The sequence below is a fragment of the Bordetella sp. 02P26C-1 genome, from assembly GCF_009763255.1.
GTDB lineage: Bacteria > Pseudomonadota > Gammaproteobacteria > Burkholderiales > Burkholderiaceae_B > Bordetella_A.
This window is the reverse complement of the sequence record NZ_WSJB01000005.1, coordinates 230,983-244,868: the sequence shown is the minus strand read 5'-3', so window position 1 is coordinate 244,868 and position 13,886 is coordinate 230,983. Positions and strand designations below refer to the sequence as shown.

At 60.8% G+C, this 13,886-nt stretch carries 14 protein-coding genes; 3 read left to right on the top strand and 11 right to left on the bottom strand.

The features are described from left to right. Positions 1-195: 195 nt before the first annotated feature. Positions 196-1,020: a TauD/TfdA dioxygenase family protein gene (locus GOQ28_RS04410; protein ID WP_160348866.1), complete on the bottom strand. Its 825-nt coding sequence runs from the start codon at positions 1,018-1,020 to the stop codon at positions 196-198. A 90-nt stretch (positions 1,021-1,110) separates the two neighbouring features. On the opposite strand from GOQ28_RS04410, the gene GOQ28_RS04405 reads away from it, so the two are divergent. Continuing rightward, the gene (locus GOQ28_RS04405) at positions 1,111-2,079 is read left to right on the top strand and encodes a Bug family tripartite tricarboxylate transporter substrate binding protein (RefSeq protein WP_160355576.1); all 969 of its coding nucleotides are present in this window, start codon (positions 1,111-1,113) and stop codon (positions 2,077-2,079) included. A 20-nt stretch (positions 2,080-2,099) separates the two neighbouring features. Here GOQ28_RS04405 and GOQ28_RS04400 read toward each other — a convergent pair whose 3' ends face one another. After that, the gene (locus GOQ28_RS04400; RefSeq protein WP_160348864.1) at positions 2,100-3,050 is read right to left on the bottom strand and encodes an alpha/beta fold hydrolase; all 951 of its coding nucleotides are present in this window, start codon (positions 3,048-3,050) and stop codon (positions 2,100-2,102) included. A gap of 110 nt (positions 3,051-3,160) precedes the next feature. On the opposite strand from GOQ28_RS04400, the gene GOQ28_RS04395 reads away from it, so the two are divergent. Further along, positions 3,161-4,036, top strand: a complete 876-nt coding sequence (locus tag GOQ28_RS04395; protein ID WP_160348863.1) for an AraC family transcriptional regulator — start codon at positions 3,161-3,163, stop codon at positions 4,034-4,036. Here the strand turns inward: GOQ28_RS04395 and GOQ28_RS04390 are convergent. The 9 genes from GOQ28_RS04390 to GOQ28_RS04350 all read right to left on the bottom strand — a co-directional run bounded on the left by GOQ28_RS04390 (position 4,033) and on the right by GOQ28_RS04350 (position 12,674). Then, complete coding sequence (locus GOQ28_RS04390; RefSeq protein WP_160355575.1) at positions 4,033-5,016, bottom strand: NADPH:quinone reductase; 984 nt, start codon at positions 5,014-5,016, stop codon at positions 4,033-4,035. The two genes, GOQ28_RS04395 and GOQ28_RS04390, sit on opposite strands and share 4 nt — an antisense overlap. 149 nt (positions 5,017-5,165) lie before the next feature. Then, entirely contained in the window at positions 5,166-5,945 is a 780-nt protein-coding gene (locus GOQ28_RS04385; protein WP_160355574.1) for an SDR family oxidoreductase, read from the bottom strand. 12 nt (positions 5,946-5,957) lie between these two features. Beyond that, positions 5,958-6,827 (bottom strand): HpcH/HpaI aldolase family protein, encoded by an 870-nt coding sequence (locus GOQ28_RS04380; protein ID WP_160355573.1) that lies wholly within the window; start codon positions 6,825-6,827, stop codon positions 5,958-5,960. A gap of 9 nt (positions 6,828-6,836) precedes the next feature. After that, positions 6,837-7,874 (bottom strand): amidohydrolase family protein, encoded by a 1,038-nt coding sequence (locus GOQ28_RS04375; protein WP_160355572.1) that lies wholly within the window; start codon positions 7,872-7,874, stop codon positions 6,837-6,839. A 27-nt stretch (positions 7,875-7,901) separates the two neighbouring features. Next, positions 7,902-8,294, bottom strand: a complete 393-nt coding sequence (locus GOQ28_RS04370) for a RidA family protein (RefSeq protein ID WP_160355571.1) — start codon at positions 8,292-8,294, stop codon at positions 7,902-7,904. Positions 8,295-8,332: 38 nt separating this feature from the next. Then, positions 8,333-9,325 carry a hypothetical protein gene (locus GOQ28_RS04365; protein WP_160355570.1) on the bottom strand — a complete coding sequence of 331 codons (993 nt, stop codon included), beginning with the start codon at positions 9,323-9,325 and terminating at the stop codon, positions 8,333-8,335. Positions 9,326-9,380: 55 nt separating this feature from the next. After that, a complete protein-coding gene (locus GOQ28_RS04360; protein WP_160348856.1) occupies positions 9,381-10,364 on the bottom strand; it encodes a PDR/VanB family oxidoreductase in 984 nt (327 codons plus the stop codon). A 5-nt stretch (positions 10,365-10,369) separates the two neighbouring features. Then, the gene (locus GOQ28_RS04355; protein WP_160355569.1) at positions 10,370-11,638 is read right to left on the bottom strand and encodes a Rieske 2Fe-2S domain-containing protein; all 1,269 of its coding nucleotides are present in this window, start codon (positions 11,636-11,638) and stop codon (positions 10,370-10,372) included. Positions 11,639-11,681: 43 nt separating this feature from the next. Further along, the gene (locus tag GOQ28_RS04350; protein ID WP_160355568.1) at positions 11,682-12,674 is read right to left on the bottom strand and encodes a Bug family tripartite tricarboxylate transporter substrate binding protein; all 993 of its coding nucleotides are present in this window, start codon (positions 12,672-12,674) and stop codon (positions 11,682-11,684) included. 281 nt (positions 12,675-12,955) lie between these two features. Here GOQ28_RS04350 and GOQ28_RS04345 point away from each other — a divergent pair, with 281 nt between their 5' ends. Then, positions 12,956-13,876 carry a LysR substrate-binding domain-containing protein gene (locus GOQ28_RS04345; protein ID WP_160355567.1) on the top strand — a complete coding sequence of 307 codons (921 nt, stop codon included), beginning with the start codon at positions 12,956-12,958 and terminating at the stop codon, positions 13,874-13,876. Positions 13,877-13,886: the final 10 nt, after the last annotated feature.

Below are 13,886 nucleotides of genomic sequence, written 5' to 3'. Positions count from 1 at the left end.
AAGGGGGGAAGCGTGTCGCTGTCGCTCATTGCCGGCTCCTTGCTGGTTGCTTGGGGGCGCGATGCCTGGGAAGGGATCGCGCAGCAACTGGCGTGCCGGATGGAGCCGCAGTGAGTGGTGTGCTACGAAAAGGCGGGGAACGAGCCCCGCCTGAGGGATGGCGTTATCCCGGTGGCAATCGGGAAACCGGCGCGGTCAGCGCGGGCGATCGCCTTGGAGCGTGATGCGCTGCATGACCCGGCGGAAACCGTGATAGTCGTTGACGGGGTTGTGCATCACGCAGCGATTGTCCCAGAACGCGATCGCGTTGGGCGTCCAGGCAAAGCGACAGGTGAATTCCGGCTTGACCTGATGCTCGAAAAGGAAAGATAAAAGTCCCGCGCTTTCCTGATCCGTCATGCCCTTGATCCCCGCCGTGTGCGCGACATTCACATACAGTGCCTTGCGGCCGGTTTCGGGGTGCGTGCGTACGATGGGATGTTCGGCGATGTAGTTTTCGGGGGCGTTGTCTTTGCCGTCGGTTTTGATGCGGTCTTCGCGCGTGCGCGATACATCGGCCTTGGCCGAGGTGCTGATACCAACCAGGCCCTCCAGCAGACGCTTCATTGTGTCGGACAGGGCTTCGTACGCGAGGTACTGGTTCGCGAACATCGTGTCGCCGCCATAGGGCGGGATCTCGCGTGACAGCAGCATCGAACCCATGGGCGGTTCTTCGAGATATGTGGTGTCCGAATGCCAAATGCCACCGAAGTTGGAGCGCTCGTGCTCCAGCTTTTTGACCTCGATGATCTCGGGGAAACCGTCCAGGCCTTTAACGAAAGGGTATTCAATCGGAGTACCCATCGCCCGTGCAAAATCCAGGAATTGCTGGGGGGTCAAATCCTGGTCACGCAAAAAAATAACTTGATGATCGAGCAACGCCTGGCGCACGGCCGCCGTCTGCGAGGCGTCCATTTTGTGGCGCAAATCGATGCCGCTGATCTCCGCGCCCAGGGCGCCTGCGATTCTTCGAACTTCCATTGTGTCTCCGCGATATGAGCCCCGGCTAGAGTAGTCCGGGCGCCCTGTGTATCATTCGAAACCTACAACGATAATTCATACGGAGAAAAGATGCGACTTATCCACGCAATGGCGAGCACGATGATTGCGGCGGCCTGTGCCACCGGCCCAGCTTTGGCAGCCGAGGCCTTCCCGGAAAAGCCGGTTCGCCTGGTCGTGCCACAAGCGCCGGGAGGAGCGTCCGATACGTTGGCGCGCATTGTCGCGCAAGCGCTAGGGCAGAAATGGGGCCAGCCCGTCGTGGTCGAAAACCGCGCCGGCGCCGGCGGCAACATTGGCATGGAATATGTGGCCACGGGCGGCAATGATGGCCACACCTTGTTGATGAGCTACGAGGGGTCGCACGCGATCAATCCCGCACTGTATAAGAACTTGTCGTTCAATGTGCAGCGCGATTTCGCGCCGGTGGCGACGCTGGCTACCCTGCCGTTTGTGGCCGTGACGCGCGCATCGTCGGGTATCAAGGATCTGCCCGGCTTGGTCGAAGCCGCCAAATCGCGCCGCGTGACCTACGGCTCGGCCGGCAACGGCTCGGTGAATCACTTGCTGGGTGAAATGTTCAATTCGGCCGCCGATGTCAAGATGGTGCATGTGCCGTATCGCGGCGCGGCGCCGGCGATACAAGACCTGTTGGGCGGGCAGATCGATGTGGTCTTCACCAGTCTGCCGTCGGTGAAAGGCTATATCGACGCGGGCACGCTCGTGCCGTTGGCTGTCACCAGCGCAAAGCGTTCTCCTCATGCGCAGAACATTCCCACCATTGCCGAGCAAGGCTACCCCACGTTCGATGTGAATCCGTGGTTCGGTTTGTTTACCGCTAGCGGCGTCAGTCCGGAAAAGGTCGAGCGCATGAATGCGGATATTCGCGCGCTGTTGGAGACGCCGGAGATTCAACAGAAGTTCGCGGCGCAAGGCGCGGTGACTTACGCGACGACGCCCGAACAGTTCGGCAAGCAGGTCGATGCTGCGCTGGAACGTTGGGCCGAGGTGGTGAAGTCTTCCGGCGCGCAGGTCGAGTGACCTGCGCGGGCAGGGCGCGGCTAGTTGCGCAGAAAGTCCAGTAAGTCCTGGTTCAGGCGATCCTTGTGCGTGTCGGTCAGGCCGTGTGGCGCGCCTTGGTAGACGATTAGCTTCGCGCCCTTGATCTGGGCGGCCGAGGCGCGTCCCGCCGCGTCGATCGGTACGACCTGATCGTCATCGCCATGAATCACCAGCGTCGGGATATCAAACTTCTTAAGGTCCCCGCGAAAGTCGGTGGCCGAGAATGCCGCGATGGAGTCATAGGTGTTCTTATGGCCACCCTGCATGCCTTGCGCCCAGAAGGCCTGGATCAAGCCTTGATTGGGTGTCGCGCCGGGCCGGTTGAAGCCAAAGAACGGACCCGAAGCGATATCCAGATAAAGCTGTGAGCGGTTTTCCAGGGCCGCCTTGCGGATGCCGTCGAACACCTCGATGGGCAGACCGCCCGGGTTGTCCGCGGTCTTGAGCATCAGTGGCGGCACGGAGCTGACCAGCACGGCTTTCTTGACACGCGACGTGCCGTGGCGGCCGATGTAGCGAGCGACCTCGCCGCCGCCGGTGGAGAATCCGACCAGGGTCACATCCTTCAGATCCAGGGCGTTGATGACGGCCGCGAGATCGTCGGCATAATGATCCATGTCATTGCCCTCCCAGGGCTGGCTGGAGCGTCCATGACCACGCCGATCATGGGCGACCACGCGATAGCCCTGCGAAGCCAGGAAGATCATCTGCGATTCCCAGCTGTCCGAGCTCAATGGCCATCCATGGCTGAACGTCACTACCGGACCGTTCTTGGGGCCCCAATCCTTGTAGTAGATCTGTACGCCATCGGGCGTGGTGATCGTGTTGCCTTCAATGGTGATCGGAGTGACCGGCGCGAGAGGGGCGGTCGTCGCGGCCTGGGCAGCGGCGCCCGTCTGGATGGCGGCGGCGAGCAGGCCGGTCATGGCGGTCTTGGTAGCGGTATTCATGGTGATCCTCGTCTGAACAGTTGTGGGCCGATTTGGCTTAAACGTATTGTGCTGCCGCCAGATGAACCCTAGGTGATATAAAATCCATAAAAAATGATTAGGAGTACAAAATGGCGGATCGATTAGCGGAACTGCTGAGGCGCTTTGAGATCGAGGCACAGGTGTTTCATGCCGGGACGCTATGTGGGTTGAACACCTTGCCCGCTCAGGACGAGCTGGGGCAACTGCACTTGATACGCCGCGGTCCCGTCGAAGTGGTGCATGGCAACCAGTCGTTGAACGTGGACGTGCCGAGTGTGCTGCTGTATCCGCGCCCGATGGCGCATCGGTTCATCACGGATGCAGAAGCTGGCGCCGATATGGTGTGCGCCAACTTACGATTCGAAGGCGGGGCGCTCAATCCCATCAGTAGCGCGCTACCTCCGTTTCTGTGTCTGCCGCTGGCGTCCATTGAAGGCGCCACGCCGGTCTTGGAGGTGCTTTTTGACGAGGCGTTCGCAGGGCGCTGCGGCAGATTGGCGGTAATCAACCGTTTATTTGAAGTCGTGATTATTCAGATCCTGCGTCAGCTCATGGAAAGCCGGCTGGTGAAAGGCGGCATGCTGGCAGGCCTGTCACATGCACGTCTGCGCTCAGCCATCATCGCGATGCACGAGGCGCCCGAGCGCAATTGGGCATTAGAGGATTTAGCAGGTCTCGCAGGCATGTCGCGCAGCGGTTTCGCCACGACCTTCCGTGAGGTGGTGGGAATGACGCCGGGGCTGTATTTGCAGAGCTGGCGTATCGGGTTGGCGCAACGTGCGTTACGGATGGGCTACCCGTTAAAACGGATCGTCGCGGAGGTCGGATATGGCAGCGAGGCGGCACTGTCGCGCGCTTTCAAGGCCCAGACGGGCGTGTCGCCGGGGCAATGGCGCACATCGTATGCGGCGACGCAGCCCGCACAGCGCGATGGGGATAGCATCGCGCTAGACGCGGCTCCTTAAGCCTGGCAGTTGACGATCACGTTGCCAAAGGCGCCGTTTTCTACTGCTTGATGGGCCTGGACGATGTCGGCGAGCGCAAAGCTCGGGCCGATATGGTGTTGCAGCGTTCCCTGCTCGAGGAGGGTTTGCAGCCCTTGTATCGCGCGCTTGCGCTGCGCGGGCGTGAGGAGATACACCAGGAAGAAATGCAGAGACAATGAACGCGGCAACCAGGTCGCGTAGTTGATGGGGACGCTGCCGCGATTGTTCGATCCGAAGCAGACGAATTTGCCGTGTGATGCCAGCACGCCCTCATCGACCAGCGCTGCGCTGGTGGAGAAATCCATATCGATGATGGCGTTCACACCTTGCCCATCGGTCAGGGCCAGTACGCGTTCGGCGACTGGCTCTTTTTTATACAGCACCGTGTCGGTGAATCCCGCGGCATGCAGAAACGCGGCTTTTTCGTCAGAGCCCACCGTCGTGATGACGCGTGCGCCGCGTGCGCGCGCCATCTGCGCGGCATAGTAGCCCACGGCGGATGCGCCACCGATGACCAGAACGGTGCTGCCGGGTTCGAGGTCAGCGAGTTCGACGGCGCGATAGGCGGTGAGTGCGGGAATGCCGAGGCAGGCGCCCGCTTCGAACGATATGTTTTGGGGCAAGGACACCGCTTGCTCGGCCGGCAGCGTGATGAATTGCGCCGCTGTGCCGTGCGGGCGGTTGTACTGCGCGTTCCACACCCAGACGCGGTCGCCGACGCGATGCGTGTCCACCCCCGGGCCCACCTGGTCCACGATGCCCGAGCCATCGCTATGCGGAACGATGTAGGGGTCGCGCACCGGTCGGCTACCCGCGCGGGATTTCACATCCGACGGATTGACCCCCGAGTACACAACTCGAATTCTCACCTCTCCCGGGCCGGCATCTGGGGTCGGCTTTTCGCCGACTCGCAGGACATCCTGGGCGGCGCCATTGCTTTCGTACCAAGCTGCTTGCATTACGTAAGGCCCTCTTCGACAAAACGGTTGCTCAGCGTTCCCGGCTCGGGCGAGTCGCCGTCGATGCCCGTCCGGACGATGTCGCCCGGACAGACACTGAGCTAACGGCGTATGGCGCTGATGAATTCGTCACTGCCAAAGAGCATATATCAGACCAGCCCGTGATACGAGCCGCCATCGATCTGCAGGTTTTGCCCCGAGATAAACCCCGCCTGCGCGGAACACAGATATGCACAGGCGCTGGCGAACTCCTCCGGCGTGCCCATGCGCTTGGCCGCCAGGCTATCGACAATGCGGCGGCGCGCTTCGTCGTAGTCGATGTTCTCCAGACGCATGATGCGTTGCGTCATCGCCTGTTGGCGCGGTGTGTCGATGCGCTCGGGCAGCAGATTATTGATTGTCACGTTGTGCCGCGCGACTTCGGCGGACAGGCCTTTACAGAAAGCCGTGAGCGCCGTGCGAGCCGCGCTCGAGAGCGATTGATGCACGCGCGGCGATTTGACCATGGCGGAGGTGATGTTCACGATCCGTCCGAACTTGCGCTCGCACATGCCGCCCACATAATGGCGGATGAATAGCGCATGCGGGATCATGTTCTTTTCGAACGCACCGATCCAGGCATCATGCTCCCATTGATCGAGCGTGCCGGGCGTGGGGCCTTCGTTGTTCGTGACGAGGATATCGACCGCGGGCAAGGCGTTCAAGACGCATTCTCTACCCGATTCGGTGGTGATATCGGCCGCGATGGTGCTGACCTGAACGTCGCAGTCCTGACGGATGGATGCGGCGGCCGCTTCCAGACGATCCGTATTGCGCGCGTTGATCCATACGTTAACGCCTTCTTTGGCCAGTGCAGTGGCGCAAGCGAGGCCCAGACCGCTGGAGGAGGCCATGACGAAAGCGTTTTTTCCGCGTATTCCTAAATCCATGATGGCTCCTGTTCAGGCGGCAGGCTGTACGCCGGCCAACTCGCGCACTTTATCCAACGCCGGATAGCTGCGGCTGGGGCCGCACACCAGCAGGCGATAACCTTCGTTGTAGACGCGTTCGGCGTTCTCGGAAGTGACGTGCGGGTGGGCCACGGGGACGTTGTATTGCTTGCCGATGGCGCGGATTTCGGCCATCGCGCTCAGCAATTCCGGATGGTTGTACTGGCGGGGTACACCCAGTTCTTGTGACAGATCGCCTTCGCCGATCATGATGGCGCCGATGCCCGGGGTTTCTTTCAAGATGTCGCGCAGGTTGCTTACGCCTTCGAGGTCCTCGACCATGAGGATGGCGAGAATTTCGCCTTCCGGGTTGAGCGGCCACACGTCCGCCTTTTTATAGTATTCCTGCTGGGTCAGGCCCCAGTAGCGTGCCGCGTTCGTTGGCCCGTCGCCGCGTTGCCCGAAGGGATGATGCAGCGGATGCGACACTTTGGTGGGATAGCGGCAGGCGGCCACCGCCGACTGGGCCTGTTCGACCGTGCTGACATGCGGCCAGACAATGCCGTAGGCGCCCAGGTCGAGCGCCTGCTTGGCGAGCCACTGGCTCATCTCGCCACCATTGGCGGGGATGCGAACGATAGGGGTGACGGTGGGCGCAATCGAACCGCTCGCGGCGATGGCGCGGCGATTCAGCAGATACTGGAACGCATCGCGCAGGGTCAGCGGATCCCAGGGCTGATGTTCGCATTCGATCATGATGCCGTCGTACTGCGTGGTACTGAACGCGATGGCGGATTCGACCGTAGGCGGACAGAACGACAGCGTCGCGATGCCGCCCGATTCTAGTTTACGTATAAGACCATTAAGACGTTGCGTGGTCATGATGATTCCTCAAGCGACGGACCGGGCGCGTTGGTCGAGAATGTTGTTCAGGCGCGGGAACACCTTGCGGGCATTGCCCTCAAACAGCATGTGGCGGGCATTCTGGTCCAACGACTCGACCGCATCCAGATAGCGGCGCGTATCGTCGAAATGATGGCCCGTCAACGGATCAATGCCTTTGACCGCGCCCACCATTTCCGAGGCGAACAGCAGGTTTTCCAGTGGAATGACGTCGGTCAGCAGATCGATGCCGCGTTGGTCATACACGCAGGTGTCGAAGAACACGTTGTTAAACAGATGCTCTTCCAACGACGGCCGTTTCAGGTTCAAGGCCAGTCCGCGATAGCGGCCGAAGTGAAACGGCAGCGCCCCGCCGCCATGCGGAATGATCAGGCGCAGTGTCGGGAAATCCTTGAACAGGTCGCCTTGTATCAGTTGCATCACGGCCGTTGTGTCTGCGTTGATGTAATGCGCACCCGTGGCATGGAAACAGTCATTGCACGAGGACGACACATGGATCATCGCGGGGACATCCAGTTCGACGAGTTTCTCGTACAGGGGATACCAGTAGCGGTCCGTCAACGGAGGATCTTTCCACCAGCCTCCCGAGGGGTCCGGATTCAGGTTGCAGCCGACGAAGCCGAGTTCATTGACGCAGTATTCCAGCTCTTGAAGGCAGTTCTCTGGCGATACGCCCGGACGCTGCGGCAGCTGACAAGCGCCGGCGAAGTTTTCCGGATAGAGCTGCGTCAGGCGATAGATCAGCGTGTTGCAGACGCGCGCCCACTGACGCGCGACACGCTCATCGCCATATTGATGCGCCATGCCCGCAGCGCGGGGCGAGAAGATCGTCAGGTCCGTGCCGCGCTCGCGCTGGAATTTAAGCTGTGCGCCCTCGACGGAGGCTCGCAACATGTCGTCGGTGATGCCCAACGACTCGATGGACGGGGAGAGGCTCGGGTCTATCATGCCCGCCAGCTGCTTGGCGCGAAAGTCGCGCAGCTGTGTCGGGGCGGTGGTGTAGTGGCCGTGGCAATCGATGATCATAAGGGTTCCAACTCAAACTAAACGGGTTCAGTTGCCGATGACGGCAATCGCTTGCAGTTGCAGTAGCATGCCGCTGCGCAGGTCCTGGACACTGGTGTGTCGGGCCGGACGGTCCTCGGGGTCGGGGAAATATTCCAGCCAGACGGCATTAATGGCCTTGCGCACCGATTCGTCCGCGACCAGCACAGTCAAAAGCCCGACATCGGTCATCGACGCGCCGCCTTTTTCCAGTACGGTTTTCAGGTTTGAAAACGCGTGCCTGGCTTGGGCCTCGGCACCCTCAGCCAGTTTGTTGGTGGCGGGGTCCTTGCCGGCAATGCCGGAGGTGAAAATGGTGTTGCCGACTTTGGCACCCATTGGAATCGGCGTCGCGCCGTGATTCACGCCCTCGATTTCGATCGAGCGTCCGTTGCTTTTCATCGCGGTTCCTTTAGAAAAGTCAGGCTTGCGTGCCCGCGTCAGTTTTCCCAGATGCAGAATGCGGCGCCCACGCCGGTACCGGCCTCGGTGCGGTGTAGCGGGTAATACTCCATGTGACGCACGGGCATGAAGTCGACGACGCCGGCAGTCAGAATCCAGTTCAATGTTTCCGAGGTGCCCGAACGCAACGCGCTGGGCGCGATCGCGCGCAATGCGGCCTCGTCGCGGTTCTGGATGGCATTGATGATGTGCTGGTCGAAGTCTTCTTCCACGACGAAGTGCGACAGCCCACCCGATGCGACGACAGCGACTCTGAGATCGGCCGGGTACTCCTGGATGGCCTGGCGCAAACGACGCCCGATCTCGTAACAACGATTGGCGGTGGGTACGTTGGGCGGGAAATAAGTGTTCAACAGCACCGGCACGACCGGGATTTCCTGGCGGAACAGGCGCTTGATGATGAATCCATACGCATGACCGAAGCCGGCCTTGGTGGGATCCGTCACTGCAGATACCGCGGCGACGTCCACATCCTGCGTGATGAGGCTTTGAATCAGGCTGGTCGCGAACGCCTGCGAGGCGGGGGCGCGATAGATGTCTTCCATCATGTAGCCACGTCCGACCTGCAGCATCCAGTCGGGGGCGCCTTTACCGTACTTGCCCGTCGTGGTGGCGATCTCACTACCGTGAAAGATCGCAAAAGCGGGCTGGCTGTCGGCGGTAAAGAGCTCGGCCTGATCGTCGCCGACAATGACGACGACATCCGGCTGTGCGCGCTCCAGGGCATCGGCCAGGCGGTCCAGCGCGGCCTGGCAGGCGAGTTCCTTTGCCTTCATGACATCAGGTTCGATTTCCGCGCGATATTGGGGGCCGCGCAATGCCAGCAGTTCGGGATAGCTCATGCGCGTGCCATTGGATAGATGCAGCTTCTGGTTGGCGAAGTCGATCTCCGCGCGATGCTTCCACTGCTGCGCGGTCAAGTTCAGCATGGGGCTGTGCGTGGTGCCCAGCCCTAAAACAATATTTGCCATAGTGGTCGAACACCTTGTTGATGCCGTAACGGGCGGTTTGGCATGGGGAAAGGGATCAGAGGTCCAGCACCAGCCGAGAGCAGGCTGCGTGCGAGACGCAAGCTTGCATATAGCGGCGTTGCGTGCGGTCGGCGTCGGTCAGGCAGGTATCGTTGTGGTTCACCTCGCCTTCTAGCACCTTGACGCGGCATAGCCCGCAAAACCCGGCGCGGCAGTCATAGGGCAGATCGACGTCTTCATCGATCAGTACATCCAGAAGTGCCTGCCCTGGCCGTACAAACACGGACTTATCGCTGAACTGCAGCACAACCTCGTAGCCGGCCTGATTCTGATTGGCGATGTCCGCGCCAAACAGTTCGAACTTCACGCTGTCGGCGGGCCAGCCCAAGGTCGCCGCGTGCCTGACGGCGGCGTCGATCATCGGCTTGGGTCCACAGACGTACACCGGGCGCGCGGGCCCTGCGGGTAATACCGAGCCCAGGTCCAGATGTCGGCCGGCTTCCTCGTCAATGTGCAGGTTCAGTCGCTCGCCGCATAGCTGGCGCAGCTCTTCCAGAAACACGGCTTCGTCGCGAGAACGGGCCGCATAATGGAATGTGAAAGGCAAACCCTGTCGTTGCAGGGCCGCGGCCATGGTGAGGATGGGCGTGACGCCTATGCCGCCGGCCAACAGGATCACGCCTTCGGTTTCACCCAACGCGAAGGCGTTCTTTGGCGGCGAAATACGCAGCACATCACCCGGCCTGACCGATTCATGCAGATGCAGCGACCCTCCCGTACCCGCGTCATCGCGCCGCACCGCGATGCGGTAGCAACGTTGCGGCGTGGATGGGTCGTTGCCAGGATCGGTATTCACCAGCGAATAGGCGCGAACGCGATCTGGCTTGCCCGACACCGGCAGGTGCACGGACACGTGGGCGCCCGGCTGATAGCCCGGCAGTGCGTGGCCGTCTACGGCTGCCAGTGTGAATGCCAGCACGCCGGGGCTGCACCACGTCACCTGGGTCACGCGGACATCGAAGAGGTCTGTCTCGCCCATGATGCTCAGGCCCCAGTGGCCGCCCTGTTTTCATTGATCTGTGCGATCGCGCGTTCAAGCAACACGTGCCAGTCTTCGCTTTCGTTGATCACACCGCCCACCGAGTAAACCTCGGAATAATCCAACTTGTCGTCCTGAGCCACCCAGGGCTGTTCGCCGTTCTGATAATCCCGGATGGCCTTGAGCAACATCTGGCGCAGGCGGATCACTTCCGTGTCGGCCGAGCACAGCTGTTCTTGCGTGCGGTCCAGGATGGGGCCCTGGCTCATGAACATGGCGAAGTCTTCGGTCGCCACCCCGTCGGGAAAGCCCGTGAAATGCCCGCGCTTCATCAGGTCGCGATTCTGGCCCCAGTTGTCCTCGGCCGGCCCAGGCGGCAGGGGTGGCCAGTTGGTAATGTCGGGGCTGGCCGACAACGGCGTCATGCCCAGAGGGCGGTGCACATTGAAGTGCACGAACCAGGCGCGATAGTGCGTGTCGTCCACGGGCACCGACATGAACACAGTGGACGGGCCACCCGGGTCCGGCGCGCAAATCACGCCATACCAGGGGAACACGTAATGGTTCACGCGCGCATAGACCTTGCCTTCGCCTAGCTGACGCAACGCCACCGAACGAAAGCCGAAGTGCGTGCGCTCATATTCCAGGCGCGGATGTTTGTCCACCAGCATGTTTTGCTGCTCGCGTCGGCCGCGTACCTGAATCTGCGTCTGGTGCAGATGGCTCACGTGCGAAGAGTCCATCGTGGCCTCGACGCCTTGCAGCCAGTTCACGGGCACTTCCACCGACGTGACGGAACGTTGCTCGGCTGGCAGATCCGTGAACGGCAGGTTAGGAAATTTGGGGGCTTGGCCCTGACCAAGCCATACCCAGATGATGCCGCCGCGTTCGACCACTTGATAGCTGTTGAAGCGCACCGATTTGCAGAAGGACACCTGATCCCCGGTGATGTTCGGCGCTTCGACCATTTCCCCATCGACGCTGAAGCGCCAGCCATGGAACAGGCATTGCAGCGAGTCGTTTTCGTTGCGACCTAACGCCAAGGAAGCTTTGCGATGCGGGCACTGTTCGTCGAAACAGGCCACCTTGCCGCTGTCGCCGCGAAACAGCACATAGTTCTGTCCCAACAGGCGCAGGCGATAGGGCTTTCCGCCGGCTTGCAGCGCGGCCGATGGGTAGGCGGGCAGCCAGTAGAACTTTCTGAACAGCTCTCCCAGCGGCGCCCCATTTTCGACCCGGGTAATCAGATCGTTTTCTTCTTTCTTCATAGCCATGTGATGGACTCCTCAGTGTGCGTCTTGTCGCTGAACCCGAGCCTTATTTGGGCTCGACAGCGATGTTGGCCAGCTTGGCTTGTTCACGGTATTTGGGGATCTCCTGGTCGATCAGCGCGGCAAAACCTTCTGGCGTGTTCACCATCGGCTCGGACTGGATGGTTTCCAGGTAGGTGGCGAAATCGGGCGATTGCACGATCTCGGTCACGTCGGCGGCGATCTTCTGAATCACGGGCTCAGGCGTTCCCGCGGGCGCCAAGAGGCCATACCAACTTTGCGTATCGAAAGCGCCAAAACCGGCTTCTTTCAATGTGGGCACATCCGGCAGAGATGGCATGCGTGTATCGCCCGAGACGGCTAGGGCATGCAGCTTTCCAGACTTGATATGGGGCAGGTAAAAACCCGGAATTTCGAGGGCGAACTTCAGCTGGCCGCCCATCAGGTTGGTGGCGAGGTCGCTGGTGCCTTTGTACGGGATGTTCTGCAGCTTCACGCCCATCAATTGCGTCAGACTTTCCCCGGCCAGCCGTCCTACGCCGGTGGCGCCCACGGTCGGTAGGTTGTAGGTGTCAGGATCGGCTCGGACCCGTTGGACCAATTCCCTGATGTCCCGGGCAGGCATGCTGGGATGGGTCAACAACACAAAGCGGTTGACCAAGACCGTACAGACCGGTGCGAAGTCGCGCAGCGTGTCATAGGGCAAGCTCGGCATCACCGAGGGGTTGATCGTATGGCTGGTATTGGCGAACAGCAGGGTATAGCCATCGGCCTCGGACTTGGCCACCATACTTGAGCCGATTACCGTATTGCCGCCCGGGCGATTGTCGATGATGACGGGCTGCCCCCATTTTGCGGCGAGCTTGTCGGCCAGAAAGCGTGCGGCATTGCTGGTGCCTCCGCCTGAGGTAAAGGGCACCACGATACGCACCATCTTGTTGGGATAGCTGTCGGCATCCTGCGGTTGCCCCACGGCGGGCATGGACATCGCGCTTAAGGCGGCAAGGCCCGCCAGTAAGGCTCTGCGTGAGATCTTCATGATTGTCTCCGGATCACTCGTATGTCTGCAGTCCTGATGCGCCGTAAACCACAAACGTCCGGGCGGGATTGGCTGGGCCGGCCTCATGGCGGCGCCACGCTGTTCCTCTTGCACTCGAACCTTCCTGGTCTTTCGCGTCTTTTAGGGCTTCGGTCGGTCGCCTTGTACCAGGCCTACCGTCGAGAGCTTCCATTCTATGGATGCGTCATTCAATACAACAATCAATTTGTTTTTATCAATTATTATTGATTGGGTTATCAATCAAACGGAGGCGATCGGCGGTGCGCATTACCTTCAGACAATTGCGGGCCTTCGTGACGGCGGCGCAGCTCAGCAGTTTCGTCCACGCGGCGCGCGCGTTGCATGTCACGCAGGCCGCCTTGAGCAACTCGGTGCGGGAACTCGAGGAAACCGTGGGTTTTCGGTTGTTGGAGCGCACCACCCGGCGCGTGGCCTTGTCGCAAGAGGGCGAGCAGTTTCTACCGCATGCCATCGCAGCGTTGGATGCACTCGGCCAGTTCGAGCGATGTGCGGCCGATCTGCGCAGTCAACATCACGTGCTGCGCATCGCCACATCAAGGCTGGTGGGATGGTCATTGATGACCCGTATCTATCGGGATTTTCACCGCGCGCATCCCACCATACGGCTGACTCCGGTAGATGTGAAAATTGATGACGTGCGTGCATCGGTGGAGCAGGGACAGGTGGATCTCGCCATCTCTACGCATTCATCGGTCAGCGATCATGTGACCGTCATGCCGCTCTTTCACAGCCGCATCTGCGTGGTCTGTCCGAAGTCCCATCCCCTTGCCCGGCGGCGGCGTCTGAAGTGGGAAGAACTTATTGACGAACCCTTGATCTTCGTGGGCAATCTGCCCCGGCTGCATCTGGCCCGGCAGCTAGGCCCGGGTTTTCAGTTCAATCATGTGCGGCAGGTCGACGATACGACCGCAGCGCTCAGCCTGGTCGCGGCCGGTATGGGGCTGGCAGTCTGTCCAGGATTCGTCGAGCCGGCCACGCGTGTACATGAACTGAAAGTGCTGAGAGTAGAGTCCCCGGTTGTTTCTCGCCAGTATTCGCTCTTTGTGGATTCGCGCCGGTCCAACCGTATGGGGATCAAGCAGTTTACCGAGTTCGCACAGGACTACTTTGCCCGGGTGGGTGATCAGCCTGTGGAGGACGCACCGGACAAGGTGTTCTAACGCCCCGATC

What these genes read in the sequence shown, in the direction of transcription:
- GOQ28_RS04360 (WP_160348856.1), bottom strand. Translation starts at nt 10,364, where the DNA reads ATGGGCGAGACAGACCTCTTCGATGTCCGCGTGACCCAGGTGACGTGG.
- GOQ28_RS04365 (WP_160355570.1), bottom strand. Translation starts at nt 9,325, where the DNA reads ATGGCAAATATTGTTTTAGGGCTGGGCACCACGCACAGCCCCATGCTG.
- GOQ28_RS04355 (WP_160355569.1), bottom strand. Translation starts at nt 11,638, where the DNA reads ATGGCTATGAAGAAAGAAGAAAACGATCTGATTACCCGGGTCGAAAAT.
- GOQ28_RS04390 (WP_160355575.1), bottom strand. Translation starts at nt 5,016, where the DNA reads ATGCAAGCAGCTTGGTACGAAAGCAATGGCGCCGCCCAGGATGTCCTG.
- GOQ28_RS04350 (WP_160355568.1), bottom strand. Translation starts at nt 12,674, where the DNA reads ATGAAGATCTCACGCAGAGCCTTACTGGCGGGCCTTGCCGCCTTAAGC.
- GOQ28_RS04410 (WP_160348866.1), bottom strand. Translation starts at nt 1,020, where the DNA reads ATGGAAGTTCGAAGAATCGCAGGCGCCCTGGGCGCGGAGATCAGCGGC.
- GOQ28_RS04370 (WP_160355571.1), bottom strand. Translation starts at nt 8,294, where the DNA reads ATGAAAAGCAACGGACGCTCGATCGAAATCGAGGGCGTGAATCACGGC.
- GOQ28_RS04385 (WP_160355574.1), bottom strand. Translation starts at nt 5,945, where the DNA reads ATGGATTTAGGAATACGCGGAAAAAACGCTTTCGTCATGGCCTCCTCC.
- GOQ28_RS04380 (WP_160355573.1), bottom strand. Translation starts at nt 6,827, where the DNA reads ATGACCACGCAACGTCTTAATGGTCTTATACGTAAACTAGAATCGGGC.
- GOQ28_RS04395 (WP_160348863.1), top strand. Translation starts at nt 3,161, where the DNA reads ATGGCGGATCGATTAGCGGAACTGCTGAGGCGCTTTGAGATCGAGGCA.
- GOQ28_RS04375 (WP_160355572.1), bottom strand. Translation starts at nt 7,874, where the DNA reads ATGATCATCGATTGCCACGGCCACTACACCACCGCCCCGACACAGCTG.
- GOQ28_RS04400 (WP_160348864.1), bottom strand. Translation starts at nt 3,050, where the DNA reads ATGAATACCGCTACCAAGACCGCCATGACCGGCCTGCTCGCCGCCGCC.
- GOQ28_RS04405 (WP_160355576.1), top strand. Translation starts at nt 1,111, where the DNA reads ATGCGACTTATCCACGCAATGGCGAGCACGATGATTGCGGCGGCCTGT.